Annotated in this window: 3 protein-coding genes and 1 pseudogene; all 4 read right to left on the bottom strand. The window is 33.5% G+C overall.

Annotated features, from left to right (window positions below):
• Positions 1–224: 224 nt before the first annotated feature.
• Positions 225–6,581, bottom strand: a pseudogene (locus tag G3A47_RS15035) (amino acid adenylation domain-containing protein); the annotation flags it as partial.
• Positions 6,582–6,602: 21 nt separating this feature from the next.
• The gene (locus G3A47_RS15030; RefSeq protein ID WP_166923732.1) at positions 6,603–10,973 is read right to left on the bottom strand and encodes a type I polyketide synthase; all 4,371 of its coding nucleotides are present in this window, start codon (positions 10,971–10,973) and stop codon (positions 6,603–6,605) included.
• 155 nt (positions 10,974–11,128) lie between these two features.
• On the bottom strand, positions 11,129–14,521 hold the full coding sequence (locus G3A47_RS15025; protein ID WP_166923730.1) for a non-ribosomal peptide synthetase: 3,393 nt from the start codon (positions 14,519–14,521) through the stop codon (positions 11,129–11,131).
• A 9-nt stretch (positions 14,522–14,530) separates the two neighbouring features.
• The gene (locus G3A47_RS15020; protein ID WP_166923728.1) at positions 14,531–18,934 is read right to left on the bottom strand and encodes a type I polyketide synthase; all 4,404 of its coding nucleotides are present in this window, start codon (positions 18,932–18,934) and stop codon (positions 14,531–14,533) included.
• Between the last annotated feature and the right edge of the window lie 41 nt (positions 18,935–18,975).

Genomic DNA, 18,975 nt, shown 5'->3' with positions numbered 1-18,975 from the left:
GATATATCATTATTTGCGTCTTTTGTCTTTGGACGTATTCCTTATGCGCACATTGACTTACAAAGTTTCTTGCGAATTATTTATTCAGATTGCCTACTGTGTAGCCTTATTCATTTTTTTAGATTTCATACGTTAGGTTACAATTCTATCTCCATCAAATTATCTTTATTTAATCGCAGTTCGTTTTCTTTGAGAGAATTCTCAACAACTACACTTAACTGCTGAATGGTAAGGTTATTAAACAGATCCCCTAAATTGATATTCGTTTCAAAATGTTTGTTTATTTCAGACAGTAATTTGATCGCTTTAATACTGTTCCCTCCCAATTCCAGAAAATTATCTTTTGTACTTATTTGTTCCCGGTTTAGTACTTTTTTCCAATAGTCAAGCAAAGACTCTTCTGTTTGATTAGTTGGTTTAACTATTTCCGTTTCTTTAGTAATAACTAATGATCCTAATAGTTTTGCTTTATCAATTTTGCCATTGGGAGTTAATGGTACTTTTTCTATATTACTTATTACGGCCGGAATCATATAGTGCGGAATTTTTTTAGCTATAAATTCCTTTAATTCATCGATATTGATTTGAATATCTGAATTTACCCATGCCACAATCTGATTATCATCTGCTGTGTTTCCTTCCTTAATTAAGACTATCGCTAAATTAACATCCTGATGTAATTCGAGTTGCTTTTGAATTTCTTCTAACTCAATTCTGTACCCATTAATTTTAACCTGATCATCTTTTCTACCCAAAAACTCTAATTCACCATTTTTAAGCCATTTAGCTATATCTCCGGTTTTATATAAAACTTCTTCTGTATTAAGAGGGTTTTTAACAAATTTTTCTGCGGTCAGTATTTCTTGGTTATGGTACCCTTTTGCTACTCCGGCTCCTCCGATATACATTTCTCCAAAATGGCCATTAGGAGACAATCTCATTTCTTCGTCAAAAATGTAGATTTTGCTTCCAATAATTGGTTTTCCAATTGTAGAAAATGCTTTTTCGTTTCTGTCATATTGGTGTACTGTACTCCAAACACTGCACTCGGTTGGTCCATATTCGTTAAACAAATTACATTTTTCAAGCGTTTGTGTATCATGAAAAAGATCTATTAAAGAAAGAGGACAGGTTTCGCCAGCCACGATAACCCCTTCTAAGCTATTCGCTTTATCTGCTAATTCCTCCAGTACTAATTTAAAATAAGACGGAATTGACAAAAGATGAGAAATTCTATTTTGTACGATATAATTGGTGATACCAACAACACTATCCAGCAAGTTTTTATTGCTTAAATGCAAAGTTCCTCCGCTGCATAAAGTTCCAAATATACCTGCTACAGAACTATCAAAAGCAATAGGTGACGTCAGTAAAAAAGAATTTAAATTACCATAAGTTAAAAATCTGGCATTGTTAGAATGTGCCAAGTTAGAATGTGTAATCATAACCCCTTTTGGTTTTCCGGTAGATCCCGACGTATAAATTACATAAGCCAGACTTTCAAAATCAATTTGCTTCTCTAAGTAATTTTTAGAATAACGATCTAAGTTATTTTTAAAATCCTCTAATTCTTCCTGATCTATAAGAACTTTGCAATTGGCATCTGATTCAATAAAAGCAATTCTGTCTTTTGGATATTCAATATCAATAGGCACATAGGCAGCACCTGCTTTTAATATTCCGAGAATAGCAATAATAGTCCATTCGTTTCGCTCCAGTTTAATCCCCACAAGATCATTAGACTCAATACCATGTTTCTGAATTAAAAAATGGGACAGTTGAGTTGAAACTTCATCTAATTGACTATAGGAAAGTTTAGTATCATTATATACTAAGGCATTTTTATTTGGGTTTAGAATCAGTTGTTCTCTAAATTTATCAACAACAGATACAATTTTACTCTTATCACGATTATCCTTACTAACAAATTCATTAATAAGTTTATATTTTTCCTCTTCTAAAAGAAAATCAACTTCTTTTATTTTTTGTTTAGGATTATCACCAATTACTTCCGTCAATTTTATAAAATGCAACATCAGGCGATCAATCATACTCCTGTCATAGATATCCTTATTGTATTTTATTCTGAACATTAAGCGTTCGTTCATTTCAAAAAAACCAAGCTCAACATCATATCTGGCATATCGATCTCCCAAACTTATGATTTGATTTTTCTCATTAGAATCCAGATTAATATCTTTTTGATTTTCATTCATTCTTTGATGAACCAAAATAAAATCGAAAACCGGGCTTCGGCTCAAATTCCTTTTAATATCCAGGTCTTCAACAATTTTATCAAAAGAATATAATTGATTCTCAAAATCATTTAATATTGATTTTTGGATTTTTTTATAACACTCGATAATGGTGTCAGTAGGACAAATCTCATTACGGATGGCAAGATTATTTACAAAACATCCGATCATGTTTTCAAACTGCAGGTGATCTCTTCCTGCCAAAGCTGTACCTACTACAATATCGTTTTTATTATTGTATCTGTGTATTAATATGTTCCAGACTGTCATTAAGGATATAAAAACACTTCCTCCCATATTTTTGCTAAAATCCCTTAATTTTTCCGTTTGAACTTTGTCAAAATAGGTATTCAGATATTCGCCATTGTACGTTTTTATGCCTGGTCTAACTTTTGAACTAGGCAATTCCAAAAGAGTTAACTCTCCGGATAATTTCTCTGACCAGTATTTTTTCTGCAATTCCAATTTGCTGTTTTCTGATTGCTGCCAAACCGAAAAGTCTTTATATTGGATAGGAAGATTTGGTAAACTTTCGTCACTATTGTTTAATAATGATTGATAAATACTAAAAGCATCATTAAATATAATATTCATAGAAAGTCCATCTGTAATTATGTGATGAATAATCATATAAATCAGATATTTATTCGCTTCAAGTTGAAACACACCTACCTTAAAAAGAGGTCCGTTTTCCAGATCAAAGTGAACAAAGAGCTCCTTTTTGAAAATAATCTCACGCGCTTTTTCTTCAGCATTTTCTACGCCTCTAAAGTCGTCATACTTAACTTTAACTTCTAAATCGTTTAAGATCCATTGTTTAATTTCGTCATTTTTATCATTTTTAAAAACGGTCTTTAATATATGATGCCTGTTCATTAGCTTCTGCACCACTTCTTCTATCAAAGAATAGTCTTCAATCTCAAAATCCAGAGCTATAGGAATGTGATAGGACAACGCACCCTCCGGACGTTGACACATAAGCCAAATTGATTTCTGGGCATCAGACAAAGGATAACATTCTGCCTCTTCTGCCAACGGAATTTCGGCATATTTTTTAGCGCTCCCTTCGTTTATAAGATTGACATGCGAAATAGCTGTTGTATTTGTAAAAAGGTCAATTAAACTAATCTCTTTCCCAAATTCTTTTTGGTACTCTGAAATGAGCTTAGTTGCTTTTAAACTATGTCCACCTAGATCAAAAAAATCATCGTTCATGCTAATTTCAGCACCTCCTAAGATTTTTGTCCAGATCTCAATTATTTTCTCTTCCATCTTATTTGATGGCTTTACTTTTATGCTTTCTGAAGCATTTTCATAATTTTCCCTCTGCTTTAAAAGAACCTTATCGATCTTACCACTTGCCTGTAAGGGCATTGAATCAATAAAGATAAATTTTGAAGGTATCATATATTGGGGCAGATCATTTTTCAAAATGGCTCTTAGCTCCTTAATTGTCGTATTTTTTTCAGCAGTTACATAGGCAACCAATTCTTTCTCTCCTTGTATTTCTTTTAACAATACTACTGCCTGGCTAATTTTTGATATCTGTTGTATATGATACTCTATTTCGCTTAGCTCTATTCTGTATCCTCTAAGTTTTATCTGATCGTCTTTACGCCCGAAATAATCGATTGTTCCGTCTTTCTTCCAACTTCCTAAATCTCCGGTTTTGTATATTATTTCGTTTTTATCTAGTGGATTTTGAATAAATTTTTGATTCGACAAATTTAAATCTCCTATATATCCCCTTGCCAATCCGGATCCGGCTATATGTATTTCTCCCACTATCCCAATTGGTTGAATTGCGCCATAGTCGTTAAGAATATAGACTTTTTCATTTGCTAAAGGGCTACCGATATTGAGTCTGCTACTTGAACCTATATTCAAATAAGTACTCCAAATAGTGGTTTCTGTAGGCCCGTATACATTTACTACGGACAGCTCTTTATTTTCTTTAAAATTCTGGTAATATTCTGCCGGAAATGGCTCACCTCCCACTATTAGACAACGAAGTGATTCCGGTTTATTTTCAATTAAATCACTATACAATTGCTTTATTCTTGAAGGCGTCAACTGCAATACTTCAATTTCAGATAGTCTAACTCTTTCCATAAAAAGTTTCACATCTAATATTTCTTTATCATCAAATACAATCAACTGTTTTCCTAAACATAGCGTTCCTAAAAGTTCAAGAATTGAAATATCAAAAGATATATTAGTTGTTGCTCCTACAATATTGTACTTATTGTATCCTAACTGCGTGTCTATTTTATCAAAAAAAGAAGCAACATTTCTGTGTTCGATCATCACTCCTTTAGGATTGCCCGTTGATCCGGATGTGTAAATCACATAGGCTAAATCTGTAGAGGTTGGCTTTTTCCCATTAAAAGTAGTATCAAAATTATCTATAGATTTACGAAACGCTTCTAATACCGTTTGGTCAATAATAGTCTCACAATTAGAGTTTTCTTGAATATAGGCTTTTCTTTGTGGTGGAGAATTAAGATCAAAAGGCAAGTAAGCACAACCGGATTTTAAAACGCCCAGAATGCAGACAACCAGCCATTCGCTTCTATCCAACATGATACCCAGTAATTGCTCCGGATTTAACTTGTATGTCTGATGTAGGAAATTGGCAAACTGATTGGATACTTTGTCTAAGTCTGAATAGGATAAAGAATTGGACTGATAACCAACAGCAATTTTAGAAGGGTGATTTGCTACTTGATCCAAAAATAAATCCACTACCGTTTTGTCTGAATAAAAACCTGCATTTTCTATGTTTAAATTGCTATAAAAATTTTCTTCTTCAACAGTTAAAAAATTCACTTTCCCAATTGCTGTTTTAGACTCCAGCAAGGCATCGGATAACAAGATAAAATGAGTCATTAACTTCGAGATCATCTCTTTTTCATAAACATCCGAATTATAAATTAATTGAAAAGACAGATAATCTCCTTGTTCAAAGAAATTTATTTCCAGATCCACTTTTGCCATTGCCTTCCCTTTATGATCAATCTTATTGACCAAATTTTCTAAATCTGATTTATCATCTGATTTTGCTTGATTTTGTACGGCAAAAAGGATATCAAAAATGGCATTTCTACTGATATCTCTCTTTATTTTTAATTCTTCTAATAAGAAATCAAATGGACATTGATTTCTTAATGTTTCAATTGTACCTGACTTAAAATCTTCATAATGAGTATCAAAATCAATTTCCGGATTAATTTGGTTTCTAAATAATATTGTATTTACATAAAGTCCTATTTGATTTTCAAGATCAGCATTGTCTCTTCCGGCTGTAGGAGTTCCAATAGTTATGTCTTTAAGATTCGTATATCGATAAATCAATATGTTCCAAATTCCTAACAAAGTAGTAAATAGGCTCCCTTTATTTTGATTTGAAAATTGTTTTAAGCGTTCCGTAAGTGCTTTAGAAATAATAGTTTCGACCAGTTGTCCGTTATACGTTTGAATATTTGGTCTCGTTAAATTAGAAGGCAAATTGATTGTAGGTACATCATTTGACAATAAGTCCTTCCAATGACCTATAAGTGTATCCTTTGACGTGTTAACAAATTTATTAGTTTGCCAAGCTGCAAAATCTTTATACTGAAAAGGTAATTCCTCCAGTTCAAGGTTTATACCTGCTTCAGCGCTGCTGTAATACTTCAGAACATCTTCACTAAGAACTCTCATAGACCAGCCATCACTTATTATATGATGCATATTATAATAGAAAGTAAATTCTGTATCTGAAGTTTGCAGTAAAGTTGCTCTTAATAAAGGGCCATTTATCAAATCAAAAGGTCGAAAAGAATCTTTTTCAATGTATGTTCTTATGTTTTCTTCCTTGTTTTCAATTGATCTGTAATCATGATAATCAACTTTAAAAACAAACTTTTCAGCCGGTATAACCCATTGTCTGATTTCTTCGTTACTGTCTTTTCTAAACACAGTACGAAGTATTTCATGCCTTTTTATTACCGAAAGTATCGCTTTACTAAAATTTTCGACATTATAATTCCCTTTTAATTCTATAGAGGAGGGCATATTATAAGCAATTGAACCATTATCTATCTGGCTTAAAATCCAAAGTCTCTCCTGAGAATGCGATAAGGCATAACTTTCCTGAATTTCGATTTTTTTGATTTCTTCAAATTTTTTAACTGAAGAATATTTTTTAAAGTAGGCTACTAACTCTGCTTTGTGTTCTTTTAATTTTGCAATGATATTTGGGTCCAATTGATCCCCGTCAAAACTTATTTGTAAATCATCACCATCTAAGGTTAAGCTTATCTGATGATCGGTAATTTCTTTTATTAATTCAATTATTTCCATAATTTATATCTTAATCATATTAGTTTTAGCTGTTTGAACATTCAGGATCTTGGTCGCCAAATCGATCTCCATTGCAATCATTTTTACCGTTGCTTTCTGATAAAAATCCTGCAAATCCAATTGAATATTGTATTGTTTCTCAATTCGTTTCAGAAAAGTCATGGCTTTTAGAGAATCTCCTCCTAACTCAAAGAAATCATCTGTAATTCCAACTTTTTCATAATTAAAGAAATCTTGTAGCATCTCACATAATTCCTCTTCCAATTTGGTCTCAGGGGCGATATAGGCAGTCACTACGATTGGACGTTCTACACTATTTTTAGCATTTACTTCCGGCTCTTCGGTTTTCTTAGATGTTGCTATGATGTGATTCAGATCACGATGAGATACTACTAAACTCGAAATATTTTTAGTCAAAAATGAGTTTTTAAACACCGTAATAATTTCATCATCGGTTAATTTTTTACCGGTTAAATCATCCAAGTAAACTGTGATCCAATGGCTAAGTTCATCGCTCTTTTGTTCCTTCAATAAAGTTGTGTAGACTTCAGATAAAATACCCGGTCTATAGGTTGACTGTTCTATTAGTGAAGAAAGTCTTAGAGGCAACCAAACAAAATCGATATCTATATTTTTGATAGCAGCGTAAAGATTATCAATAAACATCGTTTTAGTCTTAACTTCAGCTGCAAAATCAGCTGCATTTAAAGTCTCTAAAACAACCTCATCGTTCCAAAGTTCAGGATTACATAGTATTCCGGAAATACTGCCATGTTCTTTAATAATGAAGTCAACCGTTTCTTTAAATTGTTTTGGGCACTCTAAATTGGTCTGATATTTTACTACGTTTTCAGCTGCTTGATCATCATTTGAGTCAGTAGTACCGCTAAGCACTATAACTTTGATGTTATTTGATAAAGAAGACAGGTGATCTATAATCGGTTTCACAATACCACCTACAGAATTAAGTATCAGGTAGTTTTTATCTCCTTCAAATTCAGTGCTTTTTTTGGTACTGTTTAATTTTATGTTTTCAAAAAAGGATACCCAACGATTGTTGTTTCTATAGGCAACCCTACTATCTTTTTCGTTAAATAATATATCATTAACTATACTTTCAATCAGTACCGGATTATCCTGATCTTGATCTACATCTAGTGTATAAGTAGTAAACAGTCTTTCTTTACTGTCAAATAAATCCATCGTCTTTATGGTGATGTCCATTGCAATATTGCTTACTTCATTTCCTAATACTTTGGTATTGAAATTAGATAAGAAAGTTACTTTTATTGAAAATTGATTTACCAATTCGTACAAGAACTTTATTGGGTTGTAATTTACATCATCTTCCTTTGAACAATCAGTCAACCAGTTATATACGATGTTTACAACTTTAATTTTATTTGTTTTTAAATCATCAAACAACTCTTGAAAATTAGTACGATTAGTAGGGTCGATGCTGTAAATACCGGAATCTGATTTAACAAACGAGGAGCCTTTGTTCACAATAACAACCTCGTTACCAAGCGATCGAATTAGATTTTCTGCAGCTGTTATGGTTTTTCCATTATTCGAAAAGATCAGATAAGCTCCTTTTTCTTCGGAAGTTTTTTCTGAGATCTCGATTAACGATTTTTTCCAATTATTTACATAATAGGAATTGAAAAGGCTTCTTTCTGCATTTTTAAAAGCACCTCCATTGTGCATCAATTGCAAAATCGGACTTACTTTAACGGGTAATGTTGTTTTGTCGAATACATAAGTAGGAGCCGGTATTTTATAATGCTTTTGATAATCATAATACGCTTCCCAGTCCACCTCAAGGCCGTGTTCCCACATGCGGCCTAAAGACTCGTTAAAATACTTATAATCATCGACATCATTTTTTATATGCCTGATAGAATCAATAGCGATCTGATCTGAATTGTAATACTGATTTTGTTTCAGAAAAGAAGTCAAAGTATGACCAGGGCCAATTTCTATATAGATTCCGTCGCCTTCTTGTAATAAGTAATTTATACCTTCAAAGAAATTCACTGTCCCTCTTAAATGGTCAACCCAATATTTTGCTGAAGTCGCCTGCTCTTTGGTTATTACTTTGGCGGTCAGATTAGATATAAAGGAATATTTAGGAGAAGAAAGCGTTATTTTTTTAATAACTTCTTCGTACTCTTCAAGTATACTATCCATCATATCGGAATGAAAAGCATGAGAGGTTTTTAAAGGCACATAACTAATGTTATTTTGAATAAGTACCTCCGTAAACTCTGAAATAGCCTTTTTTGTTCCGGACGCGACAAATGAATTTGCCGTATTTACCGCAGCAACAGACACATTTTTTGGGAATAAATGGTTAATCTCATCCAGATTTGCCCCAATACCAATCATATCCCCTTCTTCGATTTTTGCCATTAACTCCGCTCTTTTTGTAAGTACATACAGAGCATCTTCAAATGAAAAAACCTCACTGATACAAGCCGCTACATATTCTCCTAAACTATGGCCTATCATATTATCAGGCTTAACACCTAATCTTAATAAGAGTTTTGCAAAAGCATATTCTACTAAAAATAATAATGGCTGTGTATAAAAAGTATTATTAATGAGTTCTTTAGTAACGGTTTCGCTGTCGGTATATCCTAAAATTAAACTATAGTCTATTCCGGTTAATTTTGTTAGTATTTTAAAGCCTTCGTCAATTACTGATTTAAAGAAAGAATTATCTAAATACACTTGTTTTGCCATACCAAAATACTGGCTGCCCTGACCGGAAAACATAAAAACTGTTTTTCTTTTCTTGTTATTGCCAATCGTCTTCTCCGGAGCTTTCTCAAGCTGCATCAATTGATTTATCGCTTCTTCTTTATTTTTGCAAACGATATAATTTTTGTATCTGAAATCTTTACGCCCCGTGTTTAGCGTATAGGCCAGAGCCGGAATCTTAACCTCTTCTTTCTTTTCCAGGAAAATTCTAAGCGCTGTTTCATAATTTTTAAGCGCTGTTTTGGTTTTAGCAGAAAAAGTAATTAACTGGTATATGTTTGAACCGAAATTCTCTTTTAATTCCGGAGCTTCTTCCAGAACAACATGAACATTTGTGCCTCCAATACCAAAACTGCTTACACCGGCATTTAATAATTGGTCATTTGCAGACACCCACTTTTGCAGTGTATTATTTACATAAAAGGGTCCCGATTCAAAATTGATTTCCGGGTTTGCTTCGTTATAATTTATAGAAGGAGGCAGCATTTTATTTTTGAGTGACAAAGCCGTTTTTATAACGCCAACAATCCCTGCAACCGCATCAAGATGGCCCAGATTTGATTTAACAGAGCCAATGGCGCAAGAATGGTTTGTGTTATAATTAAAGGCTTTGTTTAAAGCTTCTATTTCAACAGGATCTCCTAATTTGGTTCCGGTTCCATGTGCTTCTATATAACTGACATCTTCAGGGGCTATTCCCGCAAAACTATGTGCTAATTTGATACAATCCGCCTGACCGATAACACTTGGTGCCGTATATCCTACCTTTCTTTTACCATCATTATTTACGGCAGTTGCTCTGATAACGGCATAAATATGGTCCTTATCATTTAAAGCATCTTCCAGTCTTTTTAAAACAACAACACCCACTCCATCTCCAAAAGTAGTACCGGAGGAATCTTTGTCGAATGTTCTGCAGTGACCGTCATTTGAAAATATCAAATCATCTTCATACAAATAACCGTACTCCGTTGTAGTATTGATGCTTACCGCACCTGCCAAAGCCGTTGAACATTCTTTCAACAACAAACTTCTGCAGGCAATATGCAAAGATGTTAAGGCACTGGAACAGGCTGTATTTACGTAATAACTGGGCCCTTTAAAATTTAAACTATATGAAATTAGCGTACTAATAAAATTCTCATCTGCCAGCCTCGCTGTCATAAAAGAACCTACAGAACTATTTGGATTTAGTAACGTTTCGGCTCTCCAGTTTAGGTTATCTGATGCAGATAAATACAACCCAATTTTCTCTTTGTATTGATCCAGATTATAGCCTCCATCTTCTAATGCCAACCAAACCTGTTCGTGCATGATTCTTATTTGGGGATCCATAAGTTCTGCTTCTTCTTTTGTATAACCAAAAAAAGAATAATCAAAACTTTCGGAATTGTCCATAAAGGCATTTGACTTAATGTAATTAGGATTTTTTAGCAACTCTTTGCCGATACCCAATTTTTCTAATTCTTCATCACTATAAAAATGAATCAGTTCCTGACCCTTTACAAGATTATTCCAAAAAGCCTCGATATTTTCTGACTTATGGAACTTACCGGACATTCCAATAATCGCAATATCTTTTTTTCTTACACTATTTAATTTACTTTCCATTATTAGAAGAAGGTCTTTATAAAAATTAATTTATCAGCAGATAGAATCTACGATGCACATTTACAATCTGTTTTTTAGCATTTACTTTTGATAAATAAAAAAAACGGGGTTTAAAATTTTAATATTATGATTTGCTCTCACTCGCAAAATTGTTCCTATAGAAAATCTATAATTTCATCGATTTCATCAGAAAAAGAGGCTTTCTCCATTTCATCTTCCTCTTCTGATTGATGGAATACATGCTCCACTAAATCACTTATAGTAGCATATTGAAATAATAAAACAGGTTTAATAGTGGTATTAAGCTGTGTGTTAATCTCATTCAATATCTTGATAAGCTTAATAGAATTTGCTCCCAGGTCGAAAAAGTTATCGTGAATTCCTACTTCCTGTTGACTTCTTTCGAGTTCCTTGGCTAAAATTTCAACTAATTTTTGTTCCGTTTCATTTCTGGCTGCTGCATAATTTTCGTTAGTAGCTACCTTATAATCTTTAGGATCCGGAAGATCTTTATGACTAATTTTTCCGTTCGAAGTGAGAGGAAAACCATTTAACTGAACAAAATAGGAAGGGATAGCATAATCCGGTATTCTGGCTGCAAGGTATTTTCTAAGGTCCGAGGTATTTTGAGTTTTACCCGAAACGAAATAGGCAATTAACTCATTTTCTGATTCGTTGTTTTTATTCACAATGACCTTAACCTCTTCAATATCCTCTTTTTCAATCAAATAATGCTCTATCTCTTCTAATTCGATTCTATGCCCTCTAATTTTAACCTGATTGTCTTTTCTTCCCAGATAAATTAAATCGCCTGTTTCTGACCATTTAACCAGATCTCCGGTCTTATACAGTCTAACGTTACCAATCGATTCAATTTCCTGAGTTACAAACTTAGTATCGGTAAGCTCTTTATTATTTAGATAGGCTCTTGCCAATCCTTCTCCGTAAACATGTAATTCCCCAACGACTCCAAAAGGCACTATTTGTTGAAATTTATCTAATACCACACAGCCTAATGTTGGTATCGGCTGTCCAATATTACTTTCGATTGAATCAATTTCTTTTTTAGTTATTTCCTTATACGTTACATGCACGGTTGTTTCTGTAATACCGTACATATTGATTATTTTACAATCAGGGAACTGATTTTTCCAGGTTCTTACAGAAGATGTCATCAAAGCTTCTCCTCCGAAAATAAGATAACGAGTTCTAAAAGATTTATCTGAGGCTAAAACTATTTTTTGAAGATGTTTAAAAGCTGTTGGCGTCTGGTTCAATACAGTTACACCTTGCTCCGATATGAAGTTCGCAAAAGCATTAAAATCTTTTGTATCTTCTTTTGTCACAACCGCTACCTTACCACCAAACAATAAAGCTCCAAAAATTTCCCAAACGGAAAAATCGAAATAATAAGAATGGAAAAGACACCAAACATCATTTTCGTTGAAATCGAACTGAAAGTCTCTATTGTAAAATAAGCGAACTACGTTGCGATGTTCTATTAAAGTACCTTTAGGATTACCTGTTGTTCCTGAGGTGTAAATAACATAGGCTAAGTTATTTGGATTGATCTTTTTATCAAGACCGGTCTTGGCAAATTTGTCTTTCTCCTTTTCAAATTTAGCAAGCACCTCAGCATCGATACATACTTTTATACCGCTATCTTTTTTAATATAATTCAATCGTTCCGTCGGATAATCGATTCCTAGAGGCAGATAGGCAGCACCGGTTTTTAATATTGCCAGTATTCCTATCACCACCCATTGGCTTCGCTCCACTAAAAGACCTATTAAATCTTCTTGCTGAATAACATAGTTGTCAATCAAATAGTGCGAAAGTTGATTTGACAATTCATCTAATTCTTTATAGGTGTAGGAGAAATTCTCATACGTTAAAGCAATTCTCTCAGGATATTTTAAGGCTTGCTCAGAGAATAAATCGATTATTGTTTTTTCGTTAGGGAAAGGGACCTCTGTTTTGTTAAAAAGATTAATTAACAGACTTTTTTCAGATGTGCTCAAATAATTCAATGACTTTACCGGAACATTTGGCGTCAGGATACTATTTTCAGCCAATTGAATAAAATGTTTCATTAGTCCGGAAATAGTGACTTTACTATAAATATCGGTATTGTAGTTTAGTTTAAAAAGCAACTTATCGCCAATTTCGGCAAAGTTGATTTCCAAATCCATTTTAGATAACTCTTCACCCTTATCTACAATAGTATTCGTCTCGATAGCATAGACCTCTTTAATTTTTTCGCCGGTATTCTGAAGCGCAATCATCATATCAAAAATGGCACTTCTACTGATATCTCTTTTGGTATTTAAGTCATTTAAAATCTGATCAAATGGGTATTCCTGATGTGAGAAAGCACCTAATACCTGCTCTTTGGTTTTCTTGTAATGCGTTAAGAAATCATCTTCCGGATTAATTTTGTTTCTCAACACCAAGGTGTTTACATAAAATCCGATTTGATTTTCCAGATCGATGTGATTTCTACCAGCCACAGGAGTCCCCATAATAAGGTCATCCTGTCCTGTATATCTGTAAACCAAAGCATTCCAAAGTGCCAGTAGGCTTATAAATAAACTCCCCTCCTGCTCTTTTGTAAAAAACTTTAGCGCAGTAGTTAACTCACTTGACAAATAGACCTCTAAAGTATTCCCATTTTGAGTTTTTACAGGCGGTCTTGTTGTACTGCTTGGTAAATCTATTATTGGTAATTCTCCCGACAACACCTCTGACCAATATTTTTTATGCCCTTGCTTTTCCGGTTTGTTCAATTCTTTTACCTGATTAGCTGCGTAATCTTTGTACTGAATGGATAGCGGTGCTAATTGCACTTTTTCTTTGGTCGTAAAGGCTTTATAAAATGCCATGACATCGTTTGCTAATACGCCCATAGACCAACCATCACCAATAATATGATGCATATTGTAATGAAAAACATATTGATCTGATGAAGTCTTAAGTATTGCGGCTCTTAATAAAGGTCCTTTTTCTAAATTAAATGTCTTCGCTTTATCTTCTGTTATATAGGAGGATACGGCATTCATTGGTTGGTCTTCATTTGAAAAATCTTCATACCCAATAAAAAAATCTACCTCATCACTATTCAGAACCCATTGTGCTATTTGGCCTTTACTGTTCTTTTTAAAAACGGTTCTTAAAATTTCATGACGTTCTATAACGGCAAATACGGCATCTTGAAAAAGCTTTATATCATAGTCGCCTTTTAATTCTGCCTGATGTGTTATGTTATAGGAAGCCAGGCCTTCTTCGAATTGATCTAATACCCAAAGACGCTGTTGTGACGATGATAACTCGTAACCATCAACAGATACCGGTGCCGGAGCAATTGCCAATTCTGTATCACTAGCTGTTATTTGCTCTTTTAAGTATAAAACTAAAGCCTCTTTATCTTTTCTGATTCTGGAAATAAGCTCTTGCGGTATTTCCTGCTGGTTAAATTTTAGTTTTAAATCCTCTCCGTCTAATGAAATATAAATTTCGTTTTCTCTTAATTCTTTTAATAAATTTTTCATTGCTTAGCCTCAAATTATCAATTGATTAACCTGTATTTTATCTTCTTGTAACCATTTTTTCTCTTCTATTAACAACGAAAGGTCATATACCGTTTTATTTGAAAAGATTTCAGAAATTGTAATTGCGATCCCTGTTTCTTTCCTCAATAAATTAATAAGCACCATCGCTTTTAATGAATCACCTCCTAATGAGAAAAAATCATCTTGTGTTCCCACTCCTTTTAAACCAAATAAATCCTCAAAGAGTTTCACAATTTGAAATTCCTGTTCCGTTTTGGGTGCTGCATAGCTGGTTTTAAGTGTTTTTCTGTTTATTTCAGCATTTATTGTAGGCGTAACCTCCTTTTTATTGGTACTTATTGGCTTATGAATATCCCTTTTGGAGATTATAATTTGTTTTATATCCTCATAAATAAATGAGTTATGAAAAATGGTCACCAATTCTTTTTGATTTATCCAAGGCTCTTCTTCCTGTACTCTATCCAGATTAATAATAGACCAATTTGCCTTAGTCTGTTGCAGTGCTATACTATCCATTAAGGCAGACGCAGAAGCATAGGCACCATAAGATATTCCACCTAAAAAGGAAGACAGACTTGAAATCACTTTTACAAAATCAACTTTTTTGTCTCTGGTAACTCTTTCAATATTTAAAAATCCGTTTACTCTTGGCGAAAAGTGCTTTTCTATTATGTGGTCTGTAATATTATTTACTAATGCTATTTCTGTTATATCCATATTCCTGGCCGTATGCACAATACCATGAATAGTTCCATGTTCGCTTTCAATACTTTCAAATGCCAGTAAAAAACTTTCATAATCTGTTATATCAGCATTTAGAGCAGTTATGGACCCGGAATGCTCTTTTAGTTTTTCATACAATTGTCTCTGTTTCTCATTCCATTGTTGGTGAGATGTATTAGACAAGATTATTACATTGGCCTGATACTCCTCTAAAAGATGAGAGGCCAAAGCATATTCGATATCATCTAACATTCCTACAATCAAATAATTCCCCTTTTCTTTTAGGATTGACGTTCTATAACTATCATTTTGTCCTATATCTAAAGATTCGTAATTCGGGATCCATCTACGACCATTTCTGAAGGCTACCTTATGATATTTGGTTTCCAGTTCTAATTCTGCGGATACTTCCAGAACTGTTTTTTCGAGATTATCATTTACATCAATATCTATAGAAGTACCATACAGATCCACAAACTCCTGAGTTAAAACGTTTAACATCGCATCGGTATGTTGATTGATATTAGTACTGTTTTCAGCTCCGGTAACTATATTATTTTTATCATTAATGACAACTATTTTCTTAGGCTCAGTTGTTTCGTCTAACTTAAAAGTCTTAATAATTGTTAGAATCGTATTATACTTGAGGTTATAGCCCTGATAATTACTATGTACTTTCGCAGCATTTTTAGGAGATAATTCCCAAGCATAAATAATAAAATCAAACTTGAAATTTACTGCTCCTAAATACGAGTTAATTGCATCAAAATCTCCTGGCGTAACAGGATTTATAATTATCTTATTAGGATTTTCTTCTTCAAACCGTTCTCCTTTGATAATTTCAATTACAGCTTTTCCCTCTGCCTTTAATTTTTTTATCAATTCATTGTTAAATGCTGATCCATCATTAAAAAAAAGATAGTTTTCTGCTTTAGAAAATATAGTTCCTTTGTTTTTACTTCTTGGCACATATTTCCATGAAAGCGTATAGAAAGATTCAAAAATTTCTTTTTTTCTCTGTTCCAAAGTATCTCTCTTTAGAAAATTTTCATCTATAGTTACTTTAGACGGAACATCATAACGATCAAATTCATAGGTAGGAATTGAAAGTCTGTTTGGTTTTCCTGCCTCATAATAAACATCCCAATTAATGTCTATTCCATTGCTCCATAATTGCCCTAGAAAATCTACAAAATACTTTTCGTCATCTCCTGTTTCTTTATGGTGTTTTATTGTCGTTATTACTTCATTATCCAAATTGGTATTCTGACTCTTTTTGTAGAATGTTGCCAGTGTTCTGCCGGGCCCCACTTCTATAAATAAAGAATTATTGCGTGTTATAAGTTCTTTGATTCCTTTTTCGAATTGTACGGCTTCTACTATATGATTCGACCAATATTTTGTTGAAGTGGCTTCTTCATCTGTTATAAACTTTCCGGTTAGGTTCGAAATAAATGGTATTTCAGACTTTTGGAGTGTTATGCTTTTTAATTCATTTTCAAAATCTTCCAGTATTTCATTCATCATTGTGGAATGAAATGCATGTGAGGTTTTTAATACTACAAATGGAATTTCTTCGCTTTCTAATTGTTTTTTTACTGAAGCTATACTTGTTTCTGTTCCGGAAACAACAAAAGAATCATGAGAATTTATTGCCGCCACAGAAACGCCTTCAATTATTTCTTTTTTAATTTGGTTAATTGATATTCCTATGCTTAACATCTCGCCTTTTGGCACTTTTGACATTAATTCCGCTCTTTTAGCGACAATTTTCAAAGCATCTTTAAAGGTAAAAACCCCTCCAATGGTAGCTGCCACATATTCGCCCAGACTGTGACCAATCATGTAATTAGGTCTAACACCAAAAGAAATCAGTAATTGAGCGAGTGCGTATTCAAACAAAAAGAGAATCGGTTGCGTAAACAACGTTTCGTTTATTCTCGTATCCGCTACTTCACTGGAATTAAACAGGATACTTTTATAATCAAAATCGTTAAATTCATTTAAATACGTTAACCCCTGGTCTAAAGTTTCTTTGAATAAAGGGTAGGTTTCATAAAGATCTTTACCCATATTCACATATTGACTTCCCTGACCGGAAAACATAAAGATGACATGATTTTTAGGAGGAATAGCTGTCGAAAATATATTCTTATCCTTGAGCGATCTGATCAAATCATCACTATCTTTTACTACCAGATATTTTCTAAAATCAAATTGTTTTCTTCCAATTTGTAAGGTATAAGACAAGTCTTCGATACTTAGCTCTTTTTTATTCTCAACAAATTTTAAAAGTTTCTCTTCATACCCCTCTAAAGCATTTTCTGTTTGAGCAGAGTATCGAACTAATTTATAGCTAGATTTTACTTTTTTATTTTCGTTTACGGGTGCTTCCTGAAGAATGACATGAATATTTGTTCCGCCAATTCCCAACGAACTAACACCGGCCGTAAGAGCTTTTCCATCAACATTTTCCCATTTTTTAGAAGAATGATTTACATAGAACGGGCCTTCATTAAAATTGATCGTTGGATTTGGACTTTCATAATACAAACTTGCCGGAATCGTTTTGTGGTTTAGCGACAAAGCTGTTTTTATTAATCCTGTAATCCCTGCTGCCTCGTCAGCATGCCCCATATTTGATTTTACCGTACCAATAGCACACTTATGGCTAGTCGTATTATTAAATGCAATATTAAGAGCTTCTATTTCGATAGGATCTCCAATTTTTGTCCCTGTACCATGAGCTTCTATATAAGAAATATCTTCCGGCACAACTCCCGCTACCTTATGAGCCAGCTTTATACATTCTATTTGTCCCTCAACACTCGGCATTGTATATCCGGCTTTAGCACTTCCGTCATTATTCATGGCAGAACCTTTTATAACGGCATAGATAGTATCGTTATCTTTAATCGCTTCTTCCAATCTTTTTAAAATGACTACACCGGCACCATCAGAACCAATTGTTCCCGATGACTTACTATCAAAACTTCGATTATGTCCGTCGATTGACATGATCGATCCTTCCTGATATTTATAGCCGTAATCATTTTCTGAAAGTAATCTTATACCACCCACTACGGCAGATCCGCATTCGTTTAAAAGCAAACTACGACAAGCCAGATGCACCGTACTTAATGATGTTGAACAAGCAGTATCAATAAAATAACAAGGTCCTTTGAAATTTAATTTATGCGCTATCAGAGAGGTCATAAAATTTGGGTTAGACATCTTGCTCTTAGTCAATTCATCCACATTAACATCATGTGTCAAAGAGGTATATAAACTCCAATTTAAATCCTTGTTGGCACCTAAAAAGATTCCGATTTTTTTAGTATATCGCTCTATATCACATGCCGCATCTTCTAAAGCTTCCCAAACCAAATGATGCATCATTCTTGTTTGTGGATTCATTATTCTCGCTTCGTCCAATGTATATTTAAAAAACGGGTAGTCAAAGAAATTCGTATTGGCTACAAAAGAGGCCGCTTTTATGTAATTTTTACGGGTAAATACTTTTTTATCAATACCTTTTTCTTCCAACTCATCGTCGGTAAAAAAATGTATTAATTCTTTTTCTTCAACCAGATTTTTCCAAAACTCCTCTATATTTTCTGATTTTGGAAACCTTCCGGACAATCCAATTATAGCTATATCTTTTTTCATTTAGTAAGTAACATTAGATTTTTCAATCAATTCGCCAGTTT

This window comes from Flavobacterium poyangense (assembly GCF_011751075.1).
Classification (GTDB): domain Bacteria; phylum Bacteroidota; class Bacteroidia; order Flavobacteriales; family Flavobacteriaceae; genus Flavobacterium; species Flavobacterium poyangense.
The sequence above is the reverse complement of the archived record's forward strand: the minus strand, read 5'-3'. Positions and strand labels throughout refer to the sequence as shown.

Coding starts and splice junctions, on each gene's coding strand:
- G3A47_RS15030 (WP_166923732.1), bottom strand. CDS start 10,973: ATGGAAAGTAAATTAAATAGTGTAAGAAAAAAAGATATTGCGATTATT.
- G3A47_RS15025 (WP_166923730.1), bottom strand. CDS start 14,521: ATGAAAAATTTATTAAAAGAATTAAGAGAAAACGAAATTTATATTTCA.
- G3A47_RS15020 (WP_166923728.1), bottom strand. CDS start 18,934: ATGAAAAAAGATATAGCTATAATTGGATTGTCCGGAAGGTTTCCAAAA.